We start from the raw sequence: 25,216 nt of genomic DNA, 5'->3' as shown, positions 1-25,216 counted from the left end.
GGTCACGGAGGACGCCGACGACGACGCGTAGGCGCGGTTCTTTGTTTCCGCGGCTACCGGGGGTGCGCGCCCCTTGCCAGGTAGAGAAGAGGGCGTTGGTAGGTGTCGACGGACGGGTTCAGGCAGCTGCGCGCCGTATGTGCAGATGACCATCGAGAGGGTACGAGGGAGGAGCCGACGGCAGGATCCTGTCGAATTGGTAGGCGTTCTTCTCGGCGACGCGGCAGGATGCCAGGTTGTCGACCTGATGGAGGAGTTCGAGGCGCTCCAGACCATCTGCTTGGAAAGCATCGAAGGACCAGGCGGTGAGAGTATTCAGGGCTCGTGGGGCCACGCCTCGCCCGCGAGCCCGTGCTGCGGTCCAGTAACCGACCTCGGCGGAAGGCTTGCCGGATGCGACTTCCTTGATTACCACGTTGCCCACCAACTGCGGCGGCGCCGCGTCAAGGGCTGTTTCATGGACTGCGAAGGCGAACCGGTCGCCTGCCGCCCAACCCTGCTCCTGAGCCCGCACCCATCTCAGTCCATCGTCCTCGCTCTCCATACAAGAGTTCGTCCAACGCCGCAGCTCGGGGTCCCGGTATACCTCAACCAGCGCGGCAACGTCTTCCGCGCACCAGGGGCGAAGAACGAGAGCGGGAGCGGTCGGCGTCGCGGCAGCCTTGAGTATGACGGGAGCGTTCATTGCCGGATCATATGCAGCAGGGCTTTGATCTGAGATCGGCAATAGCTGGTCCATGCCGCCCCGCGGCCGCCCCATCATCCCTGCATCCGGGCCTGCAGGGCGTGGACGGACCAGTCGAGCACCGGCCGCAGGCTCTCCGGACCCGGCCAGCCATTGATCACCGCGAGCAGAGAGAAGTACCGCTCTCTGCGCGGATCGTTCACGCGTTCCAGCCGGGCCAGGAGCTGCCACGGGGACTCTGCATCGTCGCGGCAGTCGAGAAGATGTGCGCAGCGGGTCATGAGGACCGCGACGATCGGATCGGCCTGAAGTGAGGCTGGTTCGATGCCCGCTGCCACGGCCGGGGCGATCTGGTCACGGACGATCGCAGCCAAGTTGCTGTGCAGCATGGGTGGACCACCCTGGATGTACCCGGCCGTCTGCTCCTGGGCCATCTGCCGCACGAGGGCGCGAAAGTCTGGGTCCTGGGACAGCTCGGCCAGTTCCACCCACGCCTGGACCTGCTCCGTATCGGGGTTGTCCGGCAGTTCCGGAGTCATCGAGCGCATGATTCCCGTAAACATGGAGCCGGTACCCACACCACCGAACGCGGCGTCGAGGAAGTCACCGACCAGCTGTTGGCGTTCGACTTCAGAGAGCTTGGCCAGTTCGTGCATCAGATGTGTCTCCTCAGGGGTAGCCCCGCGCTTCGCCACGGCGGTCAGCACTGCACGCCGCAGCCGCAGGATTCGGATCTGCACGTCCAACGCGTCGGCATGTGCCGCGGCAACCTCCGACAGCGCGAGTTCCCGGTCCATGACCTTCCGGATGGACGCAAGGTCCACTCCCAGGTCGCGCAGGGTTCGCACAAGATCGAGGCGTGCGACGGCACCGTTGTCGTAAAGGCGATAGCCGGCCGGGCTGCGGTCAGCAGGCGGTATGAGTCCGCAGTCGGAGTAGAACCGGATGGTCTTCACCGTGGTACCAGTCCGCCGGGCCAGCTCGCCGATCGAGTAGAGCGTGTGGCCGTTCATGTCCCCACCCTCCGGTCTCCCCCTGCTGGAGACTCAAGCTCGTGAGCTCGCGACGGTCAGATTCTCACAAACGACCCTTTGCCCGAGCAAGATCAAAAAGGGCCGGACGAAGGCCATCAAGAAGCGGATCGACTCTCAGAACCCGTTCGCACGCAAAGGTGTCAGGAGGAGGGTTCTGAGACTTGCGTTGTGCGAAAATCCGGGTGCATGACGGCCCTTCAAGAACCCTCCGCCGGACCTGAGTCCGAAGCCGATCTCGTCGAGCGCCATCCGTGCCCGAAGTGGAAGGCCGCCCCCGGCTCACCGTGCCGCTCGCGCAGCGGGGCAGTCACGAGCGCCTACCACACCGGCCACTTCACCAAGGTGCCGAAGCTGGCGAAGGAGCTGCGGGTGCCGACCCCGGCCAACCGAGGGCCGGGGCAGCCCTGGCGGCCCGGCAAGTCGGTACCCGCAGCCGTCGATCCCAGTCTGCCGAGCGCGGACATCCGCATCGGTTATGCCCGTTGCTCGCACCTCAGCCAGGAGCTCGACTCGCAGCTGGACGCGCTCGCCAAACACGGCATCAGCAGGGACAAGATTTTCAGCGAGAAGATCAGCACCCGGATCAAGGTCCGCCCGCAGTTCGAGGAGGCGCTGAGGACCGCCCGGGAGGTCAAGGCGCATGCCCCGCACTGCCGGGTCATCTTCACCGTGTTCGAGATGAAAAGGCTCGGAGGGGACGCGGCAGAGCTCACCTCCCTCGCAGACCATCTGACCGAGCACGGCCTGGTGCTGGAGATGCTTGCCGGGCCGCTGCCCGGCATCTACGACCCCACCGGCCCCGGCAAGCTGCTGTTCGGCTTCTTCGCCGCAATGGCAGAGACAGAGCGGGAGAACATCCGCGAATCGACGCTGGAAGGGCTGGAGACCGCGGCCCGCAAGGGCAAGTACGGCGGCCGGCCCCCGGTCATCACCGACGACATGCTGCACACCGTGCTGCGGCGCAAGGCGCTCGGCGAGTCCGTCGAGCAGATCCAGCCCGACCTGATCATCCCCACCGGCAAGCGCAAGGGACAGAACCCCTCGGCCGCGAGCATCTACCGGGCGCTCGCCGAGCACGACAAGACCCAGGCGTACCCGGAGGCAGTCGAGACGGCACACGCCGACTTCGCCGCCCTTCAGCAGCGTGACCGCAGCCCCGTGTAGTCACTCAGCGCTACATGTCCGTTCGCCGTAGCTATACGAGAACAGGGCCGTGACCCTCGTCGAACCCGGCGCCGTCGCCACCGAACTGCCCACCCACATCACCCACGCAAAGACCAGGGCCATGGCCGAACAGATCTGGGCCGAGACCGCCATCAAGGCCAAAGACGTCGCCGAACTCATCGCCTTCGCGCTCTCGCGCCCCACAACGTCTCCCTCAGCGAGATCGTCATCCGGCCCACCGAACAGGCCATGAGAGCCCTCACCGGGCCACGCGCCCCGCCCGGTGACGCACCTGCACTACAGGCACCCCTGCGCGGCGGGAAGAGCGAAGCCGTTCAGACATCGCCCCAGCCCCACGCATAGGGGGCGCCTGGGCGTGAAGCCCTGGTCACAGCCGACCACCTCGCCGCGACCCGCGGACGCGGACAATGCACCACGCCAGCGTCCTGGACTCCGTACGGACCCCACCAGACCGGCGGCACCGCACCACACGGCGGCAGCCAATTCACCAATTTTACTCAAGACATTCGGAGGCAGTAGATGCAGGAGCAGCGTTCCGAGCGGCCGACTCCTGAGCAGTGGGAGGACGTGGTGAGCATGCTGATGGAGGTTCAGGCCACCCTGGTCGCTTCTATCGACTGCGGCGTCGTGGAGGATCACGATCACCACGTCCTGGGGCTGCCGTCAGGGCTTGCGGGAGCGACGCCGGGTGGTGCCCGGATCGAGGCTGCTCTTCACGCGGTGGTGGCCGTTCGGCATCTGGTGCAGCAGGCAGTACGCGGAACCGAGCTTCCCGGTAGGCCGGTCCTGGAGCGTGCGCAGCGGCACTTTGCCATCTCGGGCGGGTATGTCGCCGCCACCGGGGAGGCGGAGCTGCACCAGCGCATCGACCGTCACCGATAGGTCCAGGGATCGAAGGGCAGATCAGGAACGCGGGTCGTCATCACGGCCCCAGTAGGTGGGATCCTTGGTGCCCGGTTACATGCAGTTGGCGGTACGGGGTCTGTCTCTGGCCGGGTCTGTAGCGCCCCCAATCGTGGGAGCAGGCCGTTCCCACCGGCTGGCTTGTCTGCGCGCGGAAGCGGGCCGCCCGGATCTCGGGCAGGCAGGGCGGAAGCCGGCCTGTCAGGACAGCGTGGTCGGTCTGCGGGGCGGTGGTACCGCGCGCAGGAGTTCCCACAGGGGGCGGGGTCCTGCGGCCCAGGTGGCCAGGGTGTGGCGGTCGACGAGGTGCAGGCGTTGGGACTGGGCGAAGTCGGTGGCGGGTTTGGTGAAGCGGCCGTTGGTGACCAGGACGATGACGTCGCCCTTGTGGACGGGGCGGCCGGTGCCGTTGAGGACGTGCAGGTCGGGGGTGCCGACGGCGGCTCCGGCGAGGCCGGCGCGGCGGTGTTTGCACTGGATGACCCAGCGGCGGCCGAAGGGGTCGGTGGCTTTCACGTCCGCGCCGTTGTCGCCGGCGCCGCCGACCTGGACTGCGTCTTGGCAGCCGTCGCGGAGCATCAGGTCGCGTATCGCGTCCTCGAACTGGCGGTGGTGCAGCCGGTCCAGAAGCTCCAGCGGATACCGCAGCCCCGGCACCTGGGATTGCCACTGCCCCTGCTGTGCACGGAGCCGGAACCAGAAGAAGGCACCGGCCCCGGCCGCCAGCAAGGTGACGGGCAGGACCCAGGGGTGGGCGGCGAGCCAGTCCAGCAGCACAGAGACCAGCCACACGATGACGAAGACGCCGACCAGGACCTCGCCGCCGGTATAGGCCTGCTTACGCTTGCGCGACCGGGGCCGGCCGCCCCGCCGGGCCGGACGGCGGGCGGTCATCGGCTCCCCCGGTCCCACGGGATCGGGTACGACACCGTCGACCGCGGAACCGGCCGCGAGGGCGCCTTCCGCGTCTCGGGAAACCTGATCGGATAGGACACCGTGGGCTGAGGCCCCGGCCGGGCCGGCGCCTTGCCCGTCTCGGAGAACTTCCCCGGATACCCAGTGCTCGGCCCCGGGCGAGGTGACTTGCCCTGACCGCCGTCAGCCGAACTCGACGGATTACCCAGAACGATCACCACCAGCCCCACGATGACGACGACGGACATCTCCCGGCGCCCGCCCGCGGCCCACCGGGAATGGGCCTTCACCCTCGTCCCGTTCCTGCGCACGTACTCCCGCACCCACGGCACAACCAGCCCCCTCCCCCACACGCCACGCCCCCTTGCGCAACCGATCCATCAAACCAGCCACCACTGACAACACGTCACCGAAAGATCACTTCCAGTCACGGCTTGATCCGGACGCAAAACCCATGCCCTCCGACGGCGACACCCGTACGCGCGCATGAAAGAGCCCCGGCTGGTCGGGGGAGGCCAGCCGGGGCCGTAGAAGGGGGTGTGGGTATGGAGGGTGGTCGCCTCTCGGCGGAGGGCTCCACGGGGCTTCAGCCGAACGATCTTCCCCATGGGCTATAGGTGAGGCCCGGGGACACAGTCCCCTCCATACCCACACCCCCAACTGAACGCACCACCATCCAGGGACGTTCCAGCCCTCTTCACCGACGAACGGTGAGCCCGACCACGCTGTGCCGCAGCGGCTGCTCCAGGCCGGTGGCGGTTGCGCGTTCGATCCAGCTACCGGACGCCATCCCACCGTGGCACCGGCGCATCTCCCATCCAGGCCCCGTGCACCAAAGTACCAGGCCCCACCTTCCGTGGTCAGTACCCGACAAGCTCACCAGCACAGGCTCACCCCCACCTCGCGAAAGGCGCCCGCCCCGCTCCCACTGGTGAAGCGGCCGCGGTCCGTGTGAGACCTCTCGCACGGACCGGCGTGCCCTCGCTTCAGTAATTCGAACAGACGTACTATTCGGGTGTGGCTAAGTACGACTTCCCCCAAGACCTGCGCGACGCGCAGCTCGCCCTGCACCAGACCCGCGCAGCGTACGAGCAGTACGCCCGGACCCTGCCGTGGTCGGCCGTGCCGATGCCCGGCTGGGAAGGGGACAAGCAGCTGCACAGCGGATACCGGTCCGCGAAGCCCGACAGTCCCGGCTACACCGACGAGCAGCATCGGGAGGTGGCCCGGTTGCGGGCCGAGCTCCTCGAGCTGAGCACCGTGGTCGCGACGCATCCGTTCTGGGCGACGCTGGAGCGGGAGACGGTGGTGCGGGGGCGGATGATCCTCCAGCACAGCCACGACGCGCCGGCCGTCGTCGAGGCGGCCTGACTCCGGTGTCGGATCCCGGTGGGACATCCCGGCTCGAGAAATGGCGGGCCACGCGGGCGAGCAGCGCACGCATGGCCTCCTCGGCGGCGGACGGGTCCGCGTCGCGCACGGCGCGCAGGACGGGAAACAACCAACGACGAACCTGCGACTCAGGTCACTAGAAGGGTTCAGCCGCCCGCAGGAGGTACTGCGGCAGGTAAGGGGACTCCACGCGGATAGCCCAGCCGCGGCGGCGGGCGTGGCAGGCCAGCGCGAGGACGTCGAGGTTGACGGAGACCTCAGGATCGTCGGAGCGGTCGGCAACCTCGTAGTACGCGCGGTGGGCTTCGAGCGCGTCGGCCAAGGCCAGGTTGAAGCTCTCCTCGTCGCCCTCCACCAGCTGCGAGAGCAGCACGGCCGGCGGCATCGCGAAGCCCCAGTCCTTGGCCTTCTCGGCCTCTTGAAGCGCCCGCTGCGCGGCCGCCTCGGGATCAGTGCCCTTCAGGTAGGCGTGGAGAGCCTCGCGGTACGCCGTGAACGCGGAGCCGTCCGGGCGCGCGAAAGTGGGGCCGGTGAGGACCAGAGGGGCGAGGTCCTCGCATGCGCCGGTGATCAGGGCGAAGGTGGTGGCCGTCTGCCAGCGCCCGGCACCGGCATCCTCGCCGCGCTTGGCCCGATAGCGCAGCGTGCGGCCGTCGACGTTCACCTCGACCTCGGTGCCCGGCTCCGCCAGGGCGATACGGAACAGGGCCGCCCCCGCGCGAGAGGCCAGCCGAAGGGTGGCGAGCTGGGCATCCTCGGCGTCGCCGGGATTCCCCGCCCGCCACTGGAAGAGGCGCTCCTGATCGTCCATCACGCTACCGAGGGGCCAGACGGCGAGGGGCTCCCCGTCGGCGGGGGCGAACGCCTCCCGCCAGCGCTCCTCGTACATGGCCACGATCCGCGGGATGCCCTCGCGCTCACAGGCGGGCCGCTCCACCACCAACGGGCCGGCGGCGAGCGCGGCGACCGCGTCCGGCCGCCGGTTGCGGCCGAGCCCTCCGACCCGAGGGCCCCGGGTCTCGAAGCCGGTGACCAGCGCGTGCGGGAGGTAGTCGGTGTGAACGGCCGGTGCCCAGCCCAGCGTCCGGTACGCGATCGCGGCCAGGGCGAGGGGCACGAGCGGGAGCAGGCTGCTCGGGGAGGCCGCCTGCCCGTGCAGGGCGCTGTGCCGGACCAAGACCTCGGCCAGCGCGGCGTCGAAGCCCTCCCTGTCCCCGGCGGCCAGCGCCCGCAGCGTCTGCAGCGCCAGGCCGTCCGGCCGGTCCAGGAGGGGCTCGCCCGTCTCCGTCGCACGGGTACGGACCCGGTCCAGAGCCGCATCCAAGGCAGCCAGCTTGGCCTGCGCACTCGGCGGGTACTCCCCGTCGCCGGCGTCGTCCAGGGCCACGGCAGTCAATCCCGTGGCGAGTTCGCCGACAGGCGTGCCCTTCTCCTTCTCGGCGAACTTCTGCCGGGCGAAGGTGAACTCCTCGCCGTGCCACTTGGCCTTGTCTCTGAGGACCGACAGGCAGAGCGCGTCGATCCACTCCTTGGACGTCACGCTTTCCTCGGGTGCGTCATCACCCGGGTCGTAGCTCATGCCGAAGTTCACATACTCCAGGAAGACGTTGAAGCTACAGTGCGGGTGGTAAGCCGCGTACGCGATGGCGCCGGCCGCGGCCTCGGAGGCGTCCTTGAGGGCGGCCCTGGCCTCCGAGGTGTCGAGACCGGGCGTCTCGACGGACAGGGCGCCCAGGTAGTCGAGGAACTCGTCGGCGATCGACTGCCACTCGTAGGTGGCCATCCGGCCGCCCCGCGACATGGACCGCACCTGGCCCACGATTCGGTTGGTGAAGTCCTCGCGCGCTGCCGACACGGCCGCCTCGCCCACCTGGTGACGTTCTATTCGCACTGCCTGGCTCCTTGATCGATCTCTGCCACAGCCTAGGTGCGGGATCTGACAGGCCGGTCACTGCCATTCACTGGGTTTCATCCCGGACGAGCCGCGCCGCAGGCTCCTGGCAGGTCTGTCAACGCCGGGCAGTTGCCGCGGCCGGCCCGAGCCGACGGTGCCGCACCGGGATCCTGCGAGCCCTGGCGTGGCCGGACCCACTGCCCGCCGCCTCGGCCCAGGACAGGAGCCTCGACCACCACCCCTTGCCCGACTCCCGCGCTGCTCGTCGTCCTGAGCGGCGCTGCGGGCGGCGAGAGGAGCACGAAAGGCGTAGAAGTGGAAGCGTGCACCTCTCACCGCCGATCGAGCCGATGCTGGCCCGCCCCATCACAGCCTTACCGTCGCCCGGGGCGAAGCCCGTGCCGTTCGAGCCCAAGGCCGACGGGTTCCGTGTCCTGGTGTTCACCGGGCCGCAGCCGTACCTCCAGTCCAGGAGGGGTGCCGATCTGCGTGGGGCCTTTCCCGAGCTCGTCCGGTCTGCGGCCGAGCTCGGTGTCGAGGCGGTTCTCGATGCCGAGTTGGTGGTGTGGGGCGCGCAGGGGCTCGACTTTCCCGCGCTGCAGGAGCGGGCCGGCCCAGCGCCGGGGAGCCACCGCGCAGCGCGCGGCGCGGAAGCTGCCGGCCCATCCGATCGTCTTCGACGTGCTTGAGATGTCCGGTGATGTCTTGCTCGACGAGCCCTTGCGCCGTCGCAGGGCTGCGCTGGAGGACCTCTTCACCGCACGGCGGCTGGCAGCCCTGTGGGCGCTGTGCCCGCAGACTTCCGACCCGGCGACCGCCGCCGGCTGGCTGGACCCGGTGTGGGGGCGGCTGGAATCGAGGATGTGGTGATCAAGGATCCTCGCTCGCGCTACCGGCGCGGAGAGCGCGGGTGGCTGAAACTGCGGACCCGCATGACGACGGAGGGGATCACCGGTGCGGTCACCGGAACCGTTCACTCGCCGACCAGCCTCCTGCTCGGCCGGTTCGACCCTGCGGGCCAGCTGAAGCTGATCGCCCGTTCCACGCCGCTGTCCCGGCCTGCGGCGGCCGAGCTGGGCCCCGTCCTTCGTCCCGCTGGTCAGGAACCACCCACGCCCGTGACCAGTCGAGAGCACCGGTAAGCTGAAACGCCTGGTCAAGCTGGACATCCTCACCGAAGCTGGCGCTGGTAGCTTCACTACGAAGCAGGTGGCCGACCGAGCAATACGCCCGGCATCCCTGGCTTCAGTTGGCGAGTGAGCAGATGAGTTGGCGACGGCTGCGATCGCTCAGGCATACATGTCTGGTGTGCCGCGAACTGCATACGCTGGCAGGCGGGCTTCCTACAGGTAGGCCGGGGACAGCGAGAGCCCGAACCGCTGCTCAATGACGCCGAGGGTACGCCGGTAGGCATCCGTGTAGTGCTCAGTTTCGGGGGCGATGAGCGTTTTCCCGTCGGGCTGCAGCACGTGCCCGCTAATGAGGTCGGGAAGCAGCAGGTCAGGCTCCCGGCCCCAGCGCCATACTTCCTCGCGCAGCCCGAAGCCACATACTTCCACGCCGTCCCGAGCATAGAAAACTGTGGCCGGCGGATGCTCTTGCATCGGCACGTAGTGGACAGCTTCGATGCCCTTTTGAGAGATCTCTGCCAAACGGTCCCCGCCGGTAGAGTCCCCGTACTCCAGAGCGAACGCCCAGCCCTCCTGCTCTCCGACGCGTACGACCCCGTCACCGTCCTCGCCTGGTCGGTACCACTCACCGAGGACCCACGCTTCGGCGTCAGTGATCGGCTCGGTCGCGGCGTCCCGATCGCCTCCCATGCGTACCGCCAGTTCCTGCGCGGATATCCCGCGTGCGAACACCACGCTGGACATCCAGTGCTCCAGATCGACCAGCCACCGAATCCCGTCGCGCACACTGCGCCCCTCCCATAAGCAAGTGATCGTCGGGTGCACCCTACGCAGCGGCACCGACAAGGCGACCCGGCCGTGCAGCGCCAAGTGATCACGCCGTCAGCCAGGAAGCACTGGAACGGACATCAACTTACGAACTGCCCTCTCAAGTTGGTGACCACCAACACGCCCTGGAGCCCACCTGATACGAGGCTACTGAGCTCAGGCCGGCTCCAACCCGGATATCGAAATCGAGACCGCCGATCTCGACCTTGAGTCCCACATCACCTCGGTACTCGGCGATGGCTCCGACCCCTGTGACCACGGGATGAGATGCCAGGAGGTGAGCGATAAGGTCCCGAACTCCAGAGCAGCTGGGCCCGCTGCCGACTCGACGTGAGAGGTTCCACCTCGAGGTGACCGGCCCTCCGGGTGTTCGAGACCACGTGGCCTCGATCGGCAACGCACTGTTCGAACGATACGACTGACCGCGCACCAGCGGAGACCTCCACGTTTCTCGAAACGGACAAAACAGGGTTTCGAAACCAGTCCCGCTCAATAGCGCTGGCTTATCCGTTCCGTCAGACACCCGGTCACGACGTCGACGGGTCCCCGGGCTTGGCTCGCTGCGGAAGGACTGTCTCGCGCCGGACCAGCATCGCCACGCACTCGGCGATCTTCCGGGTGCGCGTCTCGGCCCGCTTGACGGCATTGACCCGGCTGATGAGGGCGAAGCGGTTGCTCTTGGTGAGCACCTCGAACATCGCCTGCGCCGCCGGGTCGGCGGCGATCGCGGCTCGTAGGTCGGCCGGCACCTCCGCTTCCGATGACGGCGCATAGGCGGCCGTCCACCGCCCGTCGGCCTTCGCAGCGTCCACAGCGGCCCGGCCGGCGGGCAGCATCAGGCCGGCCGCCTCCAACCGGGCCACGTTGGCAACGTTGCGCTGGGACCAGACGCTGCGGGGCCGGCGCGGGGTGAACCGCCGCCAGGAACTTCCCTCGTCGCGCTTGTGGGCCTGCCCGTCGATCCAGCCGAAGCACAGTGCCTCGTCGACCGCCTGCTGCCAGGTCAACGTGGTAACGAAGCCGCCCTTCCTGGTCAGGACAAGCCACACACCAGGAGAGGCGGTGTGGTTGTCCAGCAGCCACGCGCGCAGCGCCGCGCCGTCAGCAACGATCAACTCATCCAGCTCGGGTCCGGTCACCACCGCAGGTTAGTGCCGCAACCTGGTGTTGCGATCTGTCGGGACTCGTTGAGCCCGCAGCGTCGGTGCCGGCTTGACTCGCCCCCACCGAGGCCACCGTGGTGAACGGCTGCCTGCACATCGCCCCCAGCTCCCACGAAGTCGACTACCTATCGTGTGAACTGGAGGCCGAGCACAGACAGCGACGCGTCGCGCGGACCAAGCCGTCCTGGCCGAGGACGGGTTCAGGAACCGGTCAGGGGGCGGGGGTGTACGTGACGACGGTGTCCTCACAGGGGCCTTCTGCGAACACCTTCAGCGCCTCGTACTCGGCGACGTCCGCGGTCAGCTGCCAGCGCAGCTTCGTCGCCACCCACTCCCGCGTATACCGGCACTGCGCGTCCGGGGACGGCGGCAGCCACTCGGCCGGATCCTGATCCGATTTCTGACGGTTCGTACGGGCGGTCACCGCGACGAGCGACGCCGCCGCACCCTGGTCGTTCGCGTACGCCTCACGGCGGGCCGGTGTCCATGCGGAGGCACCGGAATCCCAGGCCTCGGCGAGAGGGACCATGTGGTCGATGTCCAGGGCACCGGGATCGGTGACCTCCTGACCGTCGTAGTACGACAGCCACGTACCCCCGGACAGCTTGCAGCCGGCCCCGACAGACGGCGCGACGATCGCTTCGGCGAGCAGCACCTCGTTGCGGGTGTTGCAGCCGTCTGTGAGGTCGCCGGAGTTCCAGTGGCGGAAGGCGGTGCGGACGTAGCCGGTACGGTCCTCGGTATCGACTTGGACCAGGCCGATGGCGTCGGCGAGCGTAGTCACTTCCGCAGCCCGCAGCCCTGGGGCGGTGTGTGCGGCCTGGGCCGGGACGGGAGCGAGGAGGGGAACGAGAGCGAGGGAGAGCGCGCCGAAACCGCGCAGAAGGTTCTTGATCATCACTCCGGCGTTCTACCGGTCGCTCCACATCCCGCGCGTAGGCCACACCCCTTGGTCACCCGCACGGACCAGGGCATTCACCGCAGGAACGTTTCGAGGCCCTTGCTCGCCGGCCGTCGGGCCGACCCGTGGCCAGTGATCGGGCAGCACATTGGCGGTCAGGTGGCGGAGACTTGCTGCCGGGCCGCTGCGATGAGTTCCGCGCGGGCTGCCGCCTCACCGGCCGTGGCCGGGTTCGCCACTCGGCGTGGACGTCGCTCACAGCGGCGCATACGTCGTGGACCTGCGCTTCGAGATGCGAGGAGAGCGCACCGTGTCCACCTGCGGGGTCAGCGGGGCCGGTAACCACGAGTGGTCCGTACAGGCCGTAGGTGACGTCCCGGCCCCGCCAGGCCCTGGCCAGCGCCCACGCGACGGCGTTGAACTGCAAGTCCTGGGCCGCGGCACCCATGCCGTGGATGTGGAGGACGGCCTGCCGGTGATACACGCCCGTGTCCGTAGGGCCGCCCACAAGGTAGGCGAGTTCCCGCTTCTGAGCGGCGTGGGTGTCCGACAGCTGTACAGCCTCGACTTCCCCCTGCTCCCAGATCCGCAATGCCCTGGTACTCATGCCCTCCCCGCTACGTCAGCTCTCCCTACGATCACGTCACGGTAGTAACGCGGCAACTGCATGCTCAACAACTATTTCCGGTCATGCCTCTTCTGCTTGGCTGGTGCCGGTGCTATGTGATCACGCGAGTACCCGGACCACTCCCCGAGACCGGGATCCCGCAGCGGCCCCGCCTTCCCGCTTCGGCATAGGGAGGGGCCTGCCGCCCCCTCCCTGCCTCCCCACGGGAGGGTCGCCGGACGCCCACCCCTTGTCAGATTCCGGCGGCCCGCATGTCGGCGAACGAGCCGACCTCCGCCTTCCATGCCCGCTGATGCAGTACAGAAGGTTTCAAGGTTGTGGATCGCGCTCTTGGCGGCCAGCAGCAACCCACTTGGTTGCAGCGGTGGGATGCCCGGCACCCTCTTCTCGTGGCTTTGTGTGCGGGCCCACCCTTCGCCCTCTTCTGTATGTCCTTGAGCCGGGCCAACCCGTATCGGGACCATCCCCGCGGGCGCGGGGAGCAGGCCGGTCTGCCGCAGTGGAAGGCGCAGAAGCTGGGACCATCCCCGCGGGCGCGGGGAGCAGGCTCGCGCCGACAGGTCGGCGTCGATCATCGCGGGACCATCCCCGCGGGCGCGGGGAGCAGCATCCGTCCTGCACCCACTTGTTGACGGTCCAGGGACCATCCCCGCGGGCGCGGGGAGCAGTCATGGCCACCATCCCGCTCGCCATCGTGGCCGGGACCATCCCCGCGGGCGCGGAGAGCAGCCCTCCAGACGAGTTGGAGGGGGGCCCGCTCTGAGACCATCCCCGCGGGCGCGGGGAGCAGGACACCGAACAGGTCTACGTCGTCGGCTCCCTGGGACCATCCCCGCGGGCGCGGGGAGCAGGTGGTGCCGCCGGACGGTGCGGCCTTCAGCTGGGGACCATCCCCGCGGGCGCGGGGAGCAGGAGCTGCGCTTGCAGGGCGTTGATCTTCTTGAGGGACCATCCCCGCGGGCGCGGGGAGCAGGCGCGGGTGGGGGTGATGAGGTCGGGGTGCTCGGGACCATCCCCGCGGGCGCGGGGAGCAGGGAGTCATGCGCCCCGGCCGGGACTTGTGGGGGGGACCATCCCCGCGGGCGCGGGGAGCAGGACAAGCTCTTCGAGGGCGAGGAGGTGTCGGAGGGACCATCCCCGCGGGCGCGGGGAGCAGCCGGTCACGCAGATCGGCACGGCGAGCGTGTCGGGACCATCCCCGCGGGCGCGGGGAGCAGGCTCCACTGTGCTTGACTCTGTTAGGCAAACAGGGACCATCCCCGCGGGCGCGGGGAGCAGATCCAGCGCCGCGAGATCGCCATCGAGGACGAGGGACCATCCCCGCGGGCGCGGGGAGCAGCGGTGGCCGGCCGTACTCCGGTGGCTCACCGGAGGACCATCCCCGCGGGCGCGGGGAGCAGCCGGTGCGGTGGACGATGTCCTGCTGGCTGAGGGGACCATCCCCGCGGGCGCGGGAAGCAGCGCAACGCGTCGCGCGGACCCTCGCAACGCACGGGACCATCCCCGCGGGCGCGGGAAGGAGGAGCTCACCGGCGGCGACGGTCTCACCGCACGGGGACCATCCCCGCGGGCGCGGGAAGCAGCCCACGCACAGGACGCACGGCGGCAACGGCCGGGGACCATCCCCGCGGGCGCGGGAAGCAGCCAGGGCGCATGGGCCTCATGTCCTACGCGTCGGGACCATCCCCGCGGGCGCGGGAAGCAGTTCGCACTGAGCAGCGCGAGCAGCTCCGTGCGGGGACCATCCCCGCGGGCGCGGGAAGCAGACGTTGTACGGGTGGCCCTTCGGGCAGCACTCGGGACCATCCCCGCGGGCGCGGGAAGCAGGCCCCGACCGCACCGGTCGGGGCCCTCGTCCCGGGACCATCCCCGCGGGCGCGGGAAGCAGTGCAGCGTGACGACCGACATGGACGTGATCGCGGGACCATCCCCGCGGGCGCGGGAAGCAGTCATCGGCAAGGACGGCCGCGTGTACCTCGTCGGGACCATCCCCGCGGGCGCGGGAAGCAGACTCAGTGACCTGCACGTCTATCCGTCCCTATGCCGATTCTCGAGCACTTTCACCGATTCGGTCATGCCGGGCATATTGGACCTCATCTCTTGCCGAATCGCCGACGCTTGGCTGCCGAACTCCAGCCCGGCTTTCCACTATTGCTCGGTGTGCTGGGGCTGACACTGGGACGCCGGATGAGAGTGAGGCCTTCGTGGTCGGTGGGGTGCCACGCATGGTCGTGCGTGCGGAAGGTGAAGCCTTGTTCGTTGTTGGTGGTGTGGGCGAGGAGTGCCCGCCCTTGGCCGGCGTACTGCTGGACCTCGGCCCACAGAGCGTCGCGAATCCGGGCTGAGGGGTTACCGATGAACACGCCTGCGGAGATTTCCAGGAGCCATCGTGTGAGGAACCCCCGGAGGCCGGCTGGGCAGTTGGTGAGGACGATCACGGTCACCAGAGGGCCGCTTCTTGCTCGTCCATTCCGTAATTCACCCCGGATGCGACCAACAGCCCTCGGTCGCTCTGGAGCGTCACCCGGTCCGGCGGCTCGGATGCTTCGCTGCCGGGCTCCGGTGCGTTGGGCAGGAGCAGACCCTTGATGTCGTTGACACAGCGCTCGAGAAGTCTCGTCTCGTTGATCTTGTCCCGGAGGGCCCTGCGGGTGCGTGAGCCGACGTCTTCTTCTGCTTCGGCTGCCACATCGAAGGCGAGCGGGATACCGATGTCAGTTTTGTAGAGATCGGCGATGTCCAGGACGAAGGAGAGTTCGTGGCCGGAGTGGACGAAGCCCAGTCCTGGGCTGCAGCCGAGGGAGGCGACGACGGCGTGCGCGACGCCGTACATGCATTGTGCGGCGGCGGTGATGCCCTGGTTGACGGGGTCACCGCTGGCGAAGTCTCCGGGGGTGTAGTTGCGTCCGTTCCACGGGACCCCGGTGCGGGCTGCCTGTGCGCGGTAACACTCCTTGACCCGGGTGCCTTCTCTGCCGAGGAGTTCGTGGCGGGTGAGGCGGGCGGGATCTTCGTCGGGGAACCGGATCCGGTACATGGCGCGGGCGACGGCGATGCGGCTGCGGACGTTGGCCCACTGGGTGGCCTGCGCTTCGACGAGTGCTGCGGAGCGGCTGAGGGCTCGGCCGCCGGCGTAGTAGCGGACGCCGTGTTCTCCGACCCAGGCGACGCAGGCCCCGGTTTCTCCGAGGACGCTCATCGCCTGGTGGGTGATGCGGGTGCCGGGGCCGAGGAGAAGGGTGCCGATGGTGGCGGAGGGGATGTGAGTGGTGCCGTCGGCGTCTTCGGCGGTGATGGCGTTGGCATCCCGGTGGATGGTGCAGCGCTCGAGGTAGATGAAGGAGAGGCGTTCTGCGGTGCGGGTGAGGTGGCGGGGGGTGAGGGCTGGGCGTTGACCGACGGTGCTCATGGCGTCAGCCCGGTGGGGACGGGAGCGAGGGTCATGAGTCCGCAGCCGTATGCCTTGGCCCGGCCGATTCCTTCGGTGAGGGTGCGGCGCAGTGCGTGGGGGTCGGTGACCGTGAGGTGGCCGTCGTAGGTGACGGTGACGACTTTCACTTGGTGGCGGGGTGTACGGGTGTTGCGGTTCTTGGCGAAGGAGAGGGTGCGTTCGTCACGGACGGTCAAGGTGTAGCGGTCACCGTGGTGGGGGTGCTGCTGGTGGGTGGTACCCGCGGGAAGGAGCCGCTGGTCGTGCGGCTTTTCGTTGATGTGGAAGCCGGCGCGCTCTTGGCGTTCGGGTTTCAGGAGCCAGCCCAGCTGGTGCGTGGGCGTGATGTGCGCGGTGGGTTTAGTGGGTTCGCCGTCTTTGCGGCGGATGTGGTGGACGGGGTTGGCGGTGAGGCGGAACGCCCAGGTGTCACCCGCGGTGAGGCTGTCGAGGAAGGGCGTGTAGGGGCGGGTGTGCCAGCCAGGGGTTTCGGGGTCGAGGGCGGCGGCGGGCCAGCCGGCTTGCTCGACGAGATGGGTCAGGTCGGGGAGGTCGGGGCTGACGATGTAGAGGAGCACTTCGGCACGTGCGTTGCTGTCGAGGCGCCACAGCACGCGGGGGCCTGAGGGGGTGTCGGTGGTGGGCAGGAGGTGAGGAAAAGAGGCCATGACCGCGGCGTGCAGGGCCTGGGGGGAGGCGAGCAGTCGGCGGGCGCCGGGGCGGGCAGTGTTCATGCGGAATCGGGTCAGGTGCATCAGGGGTTGTCCTCCAGCGAACCGAACGGGTCGTGGTGCGGTACGGGCTGCCGTTGGGCCGGCGGGCGGATCGCGGCGCGGGGGTTGGGGACGTCCACCGTTTCGCTGATGACGGTGCGCAGGGCGTGGCGGCGGTGTTCGGCGGCGAAGCTGAGGGGATGGTCGCGCAGGGTTTCGCCGTAGCCGTCGCCGGGGGCGGTGTCGCGAAGGACGACGAGGGGGACGGTGGGGGTGTTGCTGCGGTGGAGCTTCTGGTACCAGGGGGCAGCGTGCCAGGGCTCGTCGCTCAGGGCCCTGGTGAGGCTGATGTCGTGGACGGCCAGCTCGACGGGCCGGGCCGGCGGGCACGAGCGGCGGCCGAGGAAGGTGGGGTAGACGGGGGTGCGCAGGGCGTTGTGCAGGGTGGTCAGGAGGGTGTGGTCGCCTTCGAGGGCGGCGGTGAAGACCGCATCGGCCAGGTAGAAGCGTTCGGAGAGCGGCATCGATTTGCCGGTGACGCGGTGGTGGGCGGTCTGGAAGTCGCGGATCCGGGTGCCGGGCTGGTCGATGCGGACGCCGAAGCGCAGTGCCGCCAGTTCGGCGAGGCGGCTGTCGTCGCCGCGCTGGATGCCCTGGGCTGCGGCGAGGATGCCGAGGACGCCGCTCTTCGTCGGTGCGGCTTCGGTGGTGCGGCGGGTGAAGCGGGCGGAGGCCCCCCAGGACTGCAGGGGGCCGGCCAGCAGCAGGGTCAGGACGCTCATGCGGGCTTGTCCAGGTGTTCGGCGACGGCCTGGCCGACCCGGGAGACAAGGGAAGTCAGGTTGGTGGCCTCCTCGCCGATCCCGGAGAGCTTTTCCGTGTTCGGGCCAACGCGGAGGACCCAGGTCAGGGTCGATTCCTCGTCTCCATAAGCGCGTTCGATGTCGGGGATGTACTCGGCCAGCCGGGCGGACGCTTCCTTGACGTGACCGCTCTGGTGATCTGCGCGTACCGGTTCCTCGAACGCGGCGACGAAGCTGACCGGGCGGGTGGTGCGGAGTTTCACGATGACCGCGTCCGGCAGGGTGTGGTGACCGAACGTGTTGATCTTCCCGGTGGGCAGGGATGCGACGAAGCCGTGCACGAACGCCTCCACAGCCCGGCGCACCGGGGTGGTCAGCGGTTCGTCCTCGCGCAGTCCTTGGCCGAGGTTGTCGGCGAGCTGGTGGACGCCGAGCGCCGCGTAGCGGTAGAGGGTCGCGGAGTTGAAGTCGATCGTCCCGATCATTCCGGCGCCGGGCTCCGCGTCCGTGTTGTGGTCGTCGACAGCTGTGTAGTAGTCGGATTCGTTCTCGACACGGTGGACGCTGATCGCGTGGGCGACCTGGACGGCCGCGTCCACGTTGATGTCGGCGGAGTCGGCGACCATCCGCCCGAACAGGGCGATGTCGACGGAGTGCCGGGTGTCGGCGATCTCCTTCGCCCGCGCCTTGTTCGCCTTGTTGTCCTTGAAGTAGCCCTTGATGTCCTGGCCGCCTTCGATGGCGAGTGCGGCCAAATTGTCGAGCTGGCGGGCGCTGAGGAACATCAGGTACTTCGACTGCGGGGCTGGCTGCTCCTCGCCGTCCTTGGCGGCATCCGCGCTGCGCTTGGGTACTTCGATCTTCGATCCGGTGGCGTTCTCGATCACGACGGCCACGCGCTGCAGGGCATCGGGCCGCTCGAGAGCGGGGTCCAGGGCGGTGATGCGGTCTGCGAGGACCTCGGCGACCTTCTTCGTCCGTACGCCGAGCTCGCTGGGCTCCAGGAGGTGCTCGTCACTGAAGTAGGCGCGCGTGGCACGCTTCCACGCCTGGCTGGACACCCGGGCGCGGGGTACCCCGCCGTACACGGCGGACTTGGGGGCGCCGGTGTCGTCGCGGTTGAGGTTGCTGGGCGGCACGGTCTGCAGGGCGTGCACGTCAATGTAGATGCGGGTCACGGGGCGTCCTTGTCAGCAGTGTTGTCGTGTTCCGGGGAAACAGTGGGCGACGGGACACCCGCTTGAGGGGTGTGCTGCGCGCCGCGGTGGGCGTGGAAGGAACGGCCCCAGGCGCGACGGACCGTGTCGCGTCCGCCGGGGGCCTGCCACTGGTAGAGCTGCTCCGCGAGGAGCGCGTAGTCCAGGGGGATGTCCTGCCCGCGCAGCAGCAGGACGAGGTCGCGCAGGCGTTGCGCGAGCTGGGGGAGGTCGGGTGCGGTGCCGGCCCGGACGAGGCGTTTGCGGACGGGTTCGGCGATCTCGCCGGGCGGCATCAGCCGGCGTACTGCCGCTCCGAGTCCGTGGTGGGCGGGGTGGGTGCCGCTCTGGTGCATGCCGTGGCCTCGGGACTGCTGGTGCAGGGCCCACAGGGTCAGGGCGGTGTGTACGGCGTCCTCGGCGCGGGTGAGCTGTTCCTCGGTGAAGGGGCGGCCGCCGTCCTGGGGCCGGTCGTGAAGGGGACCGATGTCGATCAGGCCCCATAGGTCGGGGACTTGGGAGGTGTCCTTGCCCGCGCCGCGGCGCAGGCGGGCCAGGGCGGCGACGGCGTGTGGCCGGTCGCTGAGCAGGTCCCGCTGCAGCGGGCGGATGAGGCTGTCGGTGGTTTCCCGCACACGTTGCGGGGCGGTCAGCGGGAGCACGGTGGTCATGCGGTCACCTTCGGGAGAAGGGCGGAGGCATCGGCCGGGTCGGGCAGTGGACTGTCGTCTTGCGGAGTGCCGAGGGCATTGGCCAGGCGGGCCCGGAACCATGTGTCGGCGAGGCCGGAGTTCAGCCACTGGGTGCCCTGCTTCCCGGGCACGGTCCGCCCTGCCCACGCCGCGTCCCCAGCCCCGGCGAGGAGCTGACGGCCGAGCTGTCCGACGGTGCGGTGGACGTCGCGTTTCCACGCCTCACGCGCCAGGTAGGGGTCTGGGGCCCCGGCGAGGCCGGCGAGCCACGCACGGTAGGGGCCGTCCAGGGACCCGAATCCGCGGTCCCGTGCGGTGCTGCGTGGGCCGTCGGACTCGGCGCCGGCCGCGCGGGCCAGATCAGTGGCCAGGTCACCGAGCGCCATGACAGCCTTCTCGGCGTCGCCGACCGCGTCGATGGCCTGCATCGCGTATGCACGGTCGCGGTTGTGGAGCAGCACCACCCCCATGGAGAGGCTGTCATCCATAATCTCGTCGATAACGGACTGCTGTGTCCCGTACACCGGGCCGATCACCCGGGCACGGATCAGGAAGGTGCGCTCCAGCTCGCCCTCCGTGGCCAGCCGGGACACCCATTCCAGGATTCCGGGCCGCAGGTACGTTGCGGCCTGCGCCCCCTGACCGGACTCGGTGCGTTCCGCGATCAGTGAGGCGAGCCCCCGCCAGGCGGCACGCGCGGGGTCGTGCTCGCGGGGCAGGTACACCAGGGGTTCGCCGCGCTTCTTCTCCTGCGCCAGGCTACGGCGCCAGGCGGTCATGGGCTCGCGGGTGTGCATGTTGTGGGCACCCAGCGGATCGCCGTAGCCGAGGACGACACCGTGGACGCCGTCCTTGTCGAAGTGCAGCCGGAGCCGCCGCGTCTGCCACGTGTACAGATCGCGCAGCCCGGTCGGCTGCCGGTACTCCGAGACACCTGGTCCGTCGGGGGCGCGCCGCCATGCGGGACGGTCTCCGGCCTCGAAGCGGAGCCCGTTCGTGTCCGCGGCCACCAGGTTCAGCAGCAGCGTCTCGCGGAGTGTGTCGCCCTCGGCGAACACGCCGCCCAGGGTTCCGGCCCAGCCCACCCCGAGCGGGTAGACCTTGCCGCCCTTGACCCGGGTATCTCCCTCGGCGCCGCTCTTGATGCCCGAGGTGTCGAAGGCGTGCGCGTGCACGACCCACCGGGCTGCCTCGGCGAAGGAGAGATGGCTGACCCCCGGCATCCGTGAGGTGAAGAACGGATCCCCGTTCGGAACATCCGCGACGATCCGGTTGAGGGAAGCCACCTCGCCCTTGCCGGTGCGCAGATCGGCGACCTGGAAGAACGGGGTCCGGGCATCCAGCAGGTCCAACCGCTCCCGGTGCTCGTTCAGGTAGGCGTCGACCGGGGCGAAGCAGTCTTCCTCGGCCCACAGATCCGCCCAGTGCTCGATGTCCCTTGGGCCGTCCAGGGCGTCGTGTGCCACCGCGAGAAGCAGCCTCAGCAAGGCGAACTCCTGGGTGGGCAGATCCCCCACCAGCCGCCGCACCCGCCCGGCCTCCGCGAACACCGTGCGCAGCGACATCTCTTCCTGCACACCGTCGCAGCCAAGGACCCCGATCCAGGGACGGTCGGCCAGATCGAACGATAACGAACCGCCGCTGTCTGCCGGTTGTTCCGGCGGTGTCTCAGACACGGGTCACCTCAAGTCCATCACTTTCGCTGTAGTGGAGGGCAAAGCCTGCCAAACGGGTCTGACAGTCGGCATCGAGAACGAGGATCAACTGCCCCGCCAGCCAGTGACTGTCCTTCGACTGCCAGGCCGGCACGAAGAGCTTCTCGAGCTCATCGAGCGCCTGATCCATGACCTTCGGAGCGGAGAACTGAATGGGGAGACGCAGACCGCTGCTTGCCGCGGCCCGTGCAGCCGCAGGCGAGGGACACCGGTCCAGGGGAAGGTCCAGACCCCCACGTGCTCTCCCCCTGCCGTCCTTCGCCAGCCACGGCAGGGTGACGAGCCGGCCGTCGCCAAGCCTCTGCACCACCAGGACTTCCAGCGTCTCCTGGCTGTCACGGACCTGAGCACGGCCGGCCCGAGTATCGTCCGCGTCCCCCGCACCACCCGACACCCAGCCGATCAGCGGCCGCCCGTCCCGCCCCGCCGGATCGATCCGGAAACGTCCGGCCTGCTCCGCCTGGTCCGCACGGTGCTTCTCGTGCCGCACCAGAGCGAGGCCCCACGCTTCCTCCCACCCGGCGGGCACAGCCGTCTGCTGCCCGTAAGCCGCCTGCACCAGAACACTGATGTCCTGCGGCAGACGCACGTGCTGCCCGCCCTCCAGGTGCGGGCGCAGCACGGCGAGCGACCGGAGCAGGCTGTACTGCCCGTACACGGCAACAGACCCACGCACCGCAACAGGCACCGTCGCGGCCCAGTCCACCCCCGTCACCAGACACCGCGCCTCTCGCATCCCCGCCGGCCGGTCCGCCTGGCCCTCACCGCGCTGATGACGGTGAAGCCGGCCCATGCGCTGCAACAGGAGGTCGACCGGACACAAATCACTGACCATGAGATCGAAGTCCACATCCAGGGACTGCTCGGCAACCTGACTGGCCACCACGATGTGCGGCCCGGCCGGCCGTACGGCAGCCGACTTCTCCGGCGGCCCGAACCTGGCCAGAAGATCCGCGTCCTTCATGGCACGGTCCACATCGACGAACCTCGAGTGCGCCACCGTCACACAGTCCTGACCGAAGCGCTCACGGAGAGCCTTCGCAGTGTCCAGGACCCGCTGGACCGTGTTACGGATCACCAGCACACAACCGCCGCCCCCAAGCTCCGCACCGAGACGGTCCACCAGCACGTCCAGCCCGTCCTCCAGCACCTCCAGGAGCACTCGGCCGCCCCGCCCCGACATTGCAGAATGCTCAACGACCGGCGCCTCACCCGGCGCCACACACGTCACCAGCGGATATCCGCCGGCTTCCTCCACCTCCGCGAAACCCTCCGCACCCGGCCCGGCCCCCGCATAGGCCTCCGCCAGCTCACGGCGCCGTCCCGCCGGCAACGTCGCCGACAGCACCACCACCGGAACCCCGTAAGCCCCCAGCCACTCCAGCACCCGGTCCAGGTAGGCACCCATGTACGTGTCGTAGGCGTGCGCCTCATCGATCACGACGACCTTGCCCGCCACCGCAAGGTGACGCAACGCCAGGTGACGGCTCTTCAGCCCGGCGAACAACAGCTGGTCCACCGTCCCCACGACGAACGACGACAACATCGCCTTCTTCCGCCCACGCAACCACGCATGCGCCACCAGCACCGCCGGAGCCACCCGCCCAGGATCCGCAGGACGCCATGAGGGAACGTCCTCGTCGACATCCACCGCCGTGACCGGCTGCCGACTCTCACGCATCAGCTCGGCGAAGTCATCGTTCAGAGCAGCCTTCGAATGCGCCAGCAACACCGACATCCGGGCCCCGCCCTCAGACGGCAGCCGATCCAGCCAGTCCAGCAACCGAGGGAACATCGCGTTCCCCGTAGCCATCGTCGGCAAAGCGAAGAACACACCGCCAGCCCCCGAACGCGCCGCGAAGATCTCCGCGGCCGCCAACGCCGCCTCGGTCTTCCCCTCCCCCATCGGCGCCTCGACCACCATCAGCCCCACCACCGGCACCGCATGCGCCAGCCGCACCACAGCCTCCTGCACCGGCCGCACCACAGCCCCATCGGGAAGATCGAACCGAGAAGCGAACAACTCCCCCGCGTCCACCGGCGGCATGTACGACTGCCACCACGGCGGCAGACTCAGCCCGCGCCACGCAGCAGCCACCCGCTCCTCACCGGAACGCGGTACCTCCTGCGGAAAGTACGGAAACAGCTCCGGGTTACTCGCGATCCAGTCCGCGACAATCACAACCGCACTCAGCAACACCTGCACCGGCTGCGGCAGCCTCACCGACCGCCACGCACCCAGCCGTTCCCGGACACCGAACACGTCGGCACATCCATCAAGCAACTCCTCCTGGACCCGGCGCCACACCTCCTGGGCCGGACCAGGCGTACGCAGAAGATGCGGCCGGTCATACAGCGCCTTGATCTGCCCGTGCTCCGGCGGCACACCGTGATGGCCACCCACCACGACCGCGAACTGACCTGACTGCCTCCCGGCCCAGCCGTGCCGCTCCTCCAGCCATTCCTGGAGCAGCAGCTGACCCGCGAGGCCGTGCGGCGCGAGCTTCCGGTCCGGCCCGAACTGCGTCTGGGTCCGCATCTGGAGACCCACATCCCGCATCCGGTCGGCCAGCTGGTCAACCTGACACGCGAACGCCGGCGTCGCCTTGCCGACGTCATGCACGCCGGCCAGCCACACCACCAGACGCCGCCCGTCCACCCAACCCTCAGGCAACGAACCCGCGATCACATCCCGGATCTGTCCCGGCAGCCATTCATCCCACAACAGCCCCGCCACAGCGGCAGTGTCCTCCAGGTGCCGCCACAACGGCAGCCACCCCTCGGCATCCCGGTCATGCTTCGCCCACACCCGCCGGACAGCGCCTTCAAGCCGTCCCCCGAGGCCAGAGCCGACCCCACCCTCATCAGCCATGTCAGATAAATACAGGCAAACACCTGAACAACACGCCCGGTTGAGAAAATCAGCAGCTATGCGACCAAGATCGGCATGTCCGCACGAAAGTAGCCGTAGAATGCGCCGACCATGCCCCTCATTACGAACCCGCGAGCGCCCAGGAAAGAACACTGTGGGCGATATGCGCGTTTCAATGAAAGTGCTCAAGAAACACACCGTCCCGCTGTAAAGCACCAGGTCGGGCAGACTGCTCCCCGCACCCGCGGGGATGGCCCCCGGCCCGACATGGCGCTGGACGTGCTCCGCGACTGCTCCCCGCACCCGCGGGGATGGCCCCACCAACCAGGGGGACCAGCCCATGAACCAACACTGCTCCCCGCACCCGCGGGGATGGCCCCGGCCAAGTTCTGCCCCATGCTGGCGAACCCTGCTGCTCCCCGCACCCGCGGGGATGGCCCCTGCGGAGCGGCTCGAGCGGGAGCGGCTCGACCCTGCTCCCCGCACCCGCGGGGATGGCCCCTGGAAGGGCGTCACGTTGCCGTGCCTGCCTTCCTGCTCCCCGCACCCGCGGGGATGGCCCCGCTGACCGGCTCCCAGCTCGAGCCGGAGGACGCTGCTCCCCGCACCCGCGGGGATGGCCCGCAGGCCGACGCCTGATGGGCAAGCCGCTGCCGCTGCTCCCCGCACCCGCGGGGATGGCCCCGAATCTTCTCGGCGGGCACACCCCGCTCGACGCTGCTCCCCGCACCCGCGGGATGGCCCCAACGCCAGGAACAGGCCGCCGGGCTTCATGGTCTGCTCCCCGCACCCGCGGGGATGGCCCCGACATGGCGAAGGCCCTGCGCGGACTGGCCGCCTGCTCCCCGCACCCGCGGGGATGGCCCCTGTCGCTCTGGCCGGGCTCGGAGTTTCCCGTCCTGCTCCCCGCACCCGCGGGGATGGCCCCATCACCAATGTGGACACCGGAGGTGCCTCGGACCGCTCCCTGCACCCGCGGGGATGGTCCCTGCCAGGAACCGCTAGGAACACCTTTCGGACTCTGCTCCCCGCACCCGCGGGGATGGTCCCGGGGCGAAGGCCTTCGTGGGCAAGGCCTGACACTGCTCCCCGCACCCGCGGGGACGGTCCCCACACCGCCGTGACCGGCGCCGGCGC

21 protein-coding genes and 1 CRISPR repeat array are annotated in these 25,216 nt (G+C 69.2%); of the genes, 6 read left to right on the top strand and 15 right to left on the bottom strand.

Annotation, left to right across the window (positions count from 1 at the left end):
• Window positions 1-118 precede the first annotated feature (118 nt).
• Window positions 119-685, bottom strand: coding sequence for a GNAT family N-acetyltransferase (locus tag OG927_RS34580; protein ID WP_330321494.1), 567 nt, complete (start codon window positions 683-685; stop codon window positions 119-121).
• 74 nt (window positions 686-759) lie between these two features.
• The gene (locus tag OG927_RS34575) at window positions 760-1,698 is read right to left on the bottom strand and encodes a helix-turn-helix domain-containing protein (RefSeq protein WP_330321493.1); all 939 of its coding nucleotides are present in this window, start codon (window positions 1,696-1,698) and stop codon (window positions 760-762) included.
• Window positions 1,699-1,905: 207 nt separating this feature from the next.
• Here OG927_RS34575 and OG927_RS34570 point away from each other — a divergent pair, with 207 nt between their 5' ends.
• From OG927_RS34570 to OG927_RS34560, 3 genes are all read left to right on the top strand, one after another.
• Window positions 1,906-2,883: a recombinase family protein gene (locus tag OG927_RS34570; RefSeq protein WP_330321492.1), complete on the top strand. Its 978-nt coding sequence runs from the start codon at window positions 1,906-1,908 to the stop codon at window positions 2,881-2,883.
• Between the two features lie 49 nt (window positions 2,884-2,932).
• Window positions 2,933-3,136 (top strand): hypothetical protein, encoded by a 204-nt coding sequence (locus tag OG927_RS34565; RefSeq protein WP_330321491.1) that lies wholly within the window; start codon window positions 2,933-2,935, stop codon window positions 3,134-3,136.
• 287 nt (window positions 3,137-3,423) lie between these two features.
• Window positions 3,424-3,786 carry a hypothetical protein gene (locus OG927_RS34560; protein ID WP_330321490.1) on the top strand — a complete coding sequence of 121 codons (363 nt, stop codon included), beginning with the start codon at window positions 3,424-3,426 and terminating at the stop codon, window positions 3,784-3,786.
• A 222-nt stretch (window positions 3,787-4,008) separates the two neighbouring features.
• Here OG927_RS34560 and OG927_RS34555 read toward each other — a convergent pair whose 3' ends face one another.
• Window positions 4,009-4,701, bottom strand: coding sequence for a restriction endonuclease (locus OG927_RS34555; protein WP_330321489.1), 693 nt, complete (start codon window positions 4,699-4,701; stop codon window positions 4,009-4,011).
• Window positions 4,702-5,739: 1,038 nt separating this feature from the next.
• Here OG927_RS34555 and OG927_RS34550 point away from each other — a divergent pair.
• The gene (locus OG927_RS34550) at window positions 5,740-6,093 is read left to right on the top strand and encodes a hypothetical protein (RefSeq protein ID WP_330321488.1); all 354 of its coding nucleotides are present in this window, start codon (window positions 5,740-5,742) and stop codon (window positions 6,091-6,093) included.
• Between the two features lie 157 nt (window positions 6,094-6,250).
• Here OG927_RS34550 and OG927_RS34545 read toward each other — a convergent pair whose 3' ends face one another.
• Complete coding sequence (locus OG927_RS34545; RefSeq protein ID WP_408058139.1) at window positions 6,251-8,005, bottom strand: immunity 49 family protein; 1,755 nt, start codon at window positions 8,003-8,005, stop codon at window positions 6,251-6,253.
• 326 nt (window positions 8,006-8,331) lie between these two features.
• Here OG927_RS34545 and OG927_RS34540 point away from each other — a divergent pair, with 326 nt between their 5' ends.
• Together OG927_RS34540 and OG927_RS34535 are read left to right on the top strand one after the other, a co-directional pair.
• On the top strand, window positions 8,332-8,697 hold the full coding sequence (locus OG927_RS34540; RefSeq protein ID WP_330321487.1) for an ATP-dependent DNA ligase: 366 nt from the start codon (window positions 8,332-8,334) through the stop codon (window positions 8,695-8,697).
• Between the two features lies 1 nt (window position 8,698).
• The gene (locus tag OG927_RS34535) at window positions 8,699-8,878 is read left to right on the top strand and encodes a DNA ligase-like domain-containing protein (RefSeq protein ID WP_330321486.1); all 180 of its coding nucleotides are present in this window, start codon (window positions 8,699-8,701) and stop codon (window positions 8,876-8,878) included.
• Between the two features lie 473 nt (window positions 8,879-9,351).
• Here OG927_RS34535 and OG927_RS34530 read toward each other — a convergent pair whose 3' ends face one another.
• The 11 genes from OG927_RS34530 to cas3 all read right to left on the bottom strand — a co-directional run bounded on the left by OG927_RS34530 (window position 9,352) and on the right by cas3 (window position 24,079).
• On the bottom strand, window positions 9,352-9,924 hold the full coding sequence (locus OG927_RS34530; RefSeq protein ID WP_330321485.1) for a DUF6461 domain-containing protein: 573 nt from the start codon (window positions 9,922-9,924) through the stop codon (window positions 9,352-9,354).
• A 569-nt stretch (window positions 9,925-10,493) separates the two neighbouring features.
• On the bottom strand, window positions 10,494-11,108 hold the full coding sequence (locus OG927_RS34525) for a YdeI/OmpD-associated family protein (RefSeq protein ID WP_408058138.1): 615 nt from the start codon (window positions 11,106-11,108) through the stop codon (window positions 10,494-10,496).
• 232 nt (window positions 11,109-11,340) lie between these two features.
• Window positions 11,341-12,027, bottom strand: a complete 687-nt coding sequence (locus OG927_RS34520; RefSeq protein ID WP_330321483.1) for an HNH endonuclease family protein — start codon at window positions 12,025-12,027, stop codon at window positions 11,341-11,343.
• A gap of 1,087 nt (window positions 12,028-13,114) precedes the next feature.
• A CRISPR array of direct repeats spans window positions 13,115-14,668; the repeat unit is 29 nt; unit sequence GGGACCATCCCCGCGGGCGCGGGGAGCAG.
• A gap of 83 nt (window positions 14,669-14,751) precedes the next feature.
• On the bottom strand, window positions 14,752-15,102 hold the full coding sequence (cas2e, locus tag OG927_RS34515; RefSeq protein WP_330321482.1) for a type I-E CRISPR-associated endoribonuclease Cas2e: 351 nt from the start codon (window positions 15,100-15,102) through the stop codon (window positions 14,752-14,754).
• Window positions 15,099-16,067 (bottom strand): type I-E CRISPR-associated endonuclease Cas1e, encoded by a 969-nt coding sequence (cas1e, locus tag OG927_RS34510; protein ID WP_330321481.1) that lies wholly within the window; start codon window positions 16,065-16,067, stop codon window positions 15,099-15,101. The genes cas2e and cas1e overlap by 4 nt, the downstream gene beginning before the upstream one ends.
• Window positions 16,064-16,843, bottom strand: coding sequence for a type I-E CRISPR-associated protein Cas6/Cse3/CasE (cas6e, locus tag OG927_RS34505; RefSeq protein ID WP_330321480.1), 780 nt, complete (start codon window positions 16,841-16,843; stop codon window positions 16,064-16,066). Before cas6e ends, cas1e begins: the two co-directional genes overlap by 4 nt.
• Window positions 16,843-17,583 (bottom strand): type I-E CRISPR-associated protein Cas5/CasD, encoded by a 741-nt coding sequence (gene cas5e, locus OG927_RS34500; protein ID WP_330321479.1) that lies wholly within the window; start codon window positions 17,581-17,583, stop codon window positions 16,843-16,845. Before cas5e ends, cas6e begins: the two co-directional genes overlap by 1 nt.
• Window positions 17,580-18,782, bottom strand: a complete 1,203-nt coding sequence (cas7e, locus tag OG927_RS34495; RefSeq protein ID WP_330321478.1) for a type I-E CRISPR-associated protein Cas7/Cse4/CasC — start codon at window positions 18,780-18,782, stop codon at window positions 17,580-17,582. Before cas7e ends, cas5e begins: the two co-directional genes overlap by 4 nt.
• Complete coding sequence (casB, locus tag OG927_RS34490) at window positions 18,779-19,471, bottom strand: type I-E CRISPR-associated protein Cse2/CasB (protein WP_330321477.1); 693 nt, start codon at window positions 19,469-19,471, stop codon at window positions 18,779-18,781. The genes cas7e and casB overlap by 4 nt, the downstream gene beginning before the upstream one ends.
• Window positions 19,468-21,168 carry a type I-E CRISPR-associated protein Cse1/CasA gene (gene casA / locus OG927_RS34485; RefSeq protein ID WP_330321476.1) on the bottom strand — a complete coding sequence of 567 codons (1,701 nt, stop codon included), beginning with the start codon at window positions 21,166-21,168 and terminating at the stop codon, window positions 19,468-19,470. The genes casB and casA overlap by 4 nt, the downstream gene beginning before the upstream one ends.
• Window positions 21,161-24,079: a CRISPR-associated helicase Cas3' gene (cas3, locus tag OG927_RS34480; RefSeq protein WP_330321475.1), complete on the bottom strand. Its 2,919-nt coding sequence runs from the start codon at window positions 24,077-24,079 to the stop codon at window positions 21,161-21,163. Before cas3 ends, casA begins: the two co-directional genes overlap by 8 nt.
• Window positions 24,080-25,216 lie beyond the last annotated feature (1,137 nt).

Origin of the sequence: Streptomyces clavifer, from assembly GCF_036345975.1 — a bacterium.
GTDB lineage: Bacteria > Actinomycetota > Actinomycetes > Streptomycetales > Streptomycetaceae > Streptomyces > Streptomyces clavifer.
This window is presented reverse-complemented; position numbering and strand designations above follow the sequence as displayed.

Excerpts from the sequence above, each read along its gene's own strand:
- OG927_RS34580 (WP_330321494.1), bottom strand. The coding sequence starts at position 685 with ATGAACGCTCCCGTCATACTCAAGGCTGCCGCGACGCCGACCGCTCCC.
- OG927_RS34575 (WP_330321493.1), bottom strand. The coding sequence starts at position 1,698 with ATGAACGGCCACACGCTCTACTCGATCGGCGAGCTGGCCCGGCGGACT.
- OG927_RS34570 (WP_330321492.1), top strand. The coding sequence starts at position 1,906 with ATGACGGCCCTTCAAGAACCCTCCGCCGGACCTGAGTCCGAAGCCGAT.
- OG927_RS34560 (WP_330321490.1), top strand. The coding sequence starts at position 3,424 with ATGCAGGAGCAGCGTTCCGAGCGGCCGACTCCTGAGCAGTGGGAGGAC.
- OG927_RS34555 (WP_330321489.1), bottom strand. The coding sequence starts at position 4,701 with ATGACCGCCCGCCGTCCGGCCCGGCGGGGCGGCCGGCCCCGGTCGCGC.
- OG927_RS34535 (WP_330321486.1), top strand. The coding sequence starts at position 8,699 with ATGTCCGGTGATGTCTTGCTCGACGAGCCCTTGCGCCGTCGCAGGGCT.
- OG927_RS34520 (WP_330321483.1), bottom strand. The coding sequence starts at position 12,027 with ATGATCAAGAACCTTCTGCGCGGTTTCGGCGCGCTCTCCCTCGCTCTC.
- cas1e (WP_330321481.1), bottom strand. The coding sequence starts at position 16,067 with ATGAGCACCGTCGGTCAACGCCCAGCCCTCACCCCCCGCCACCTCACC.
- cas6e (WP_330321480.1), bottom strand. The coding sequence starts at position 16,843 with ATGCACCTGACCCGATTCCGCATGAACACTGCCCGCCCCGGCGCCCGC.
- cas5e (WP_330321479.1), bottom strand. The coding sequence starts at position 17,583 with ATGAGCGTCCTGACCCTGCTGCTGGCCGGCCCCCTGCAGTCCTGGGGG.
- casB (WP_330321477.1), bottom strand. The coding sequence starts at position 19,471 with ATGACCACCGTGCTCCCGCTGACCGCCCCGCAACGTGTGCGGGAAACC.
- cas3 (WP_330321475.1), bottom strand. The coding sequence starts at position 24,079 with ATGGCTGATGAGGGTGGGGTCGGCTCTGGCCTCGGGGGACGGCTTGAA.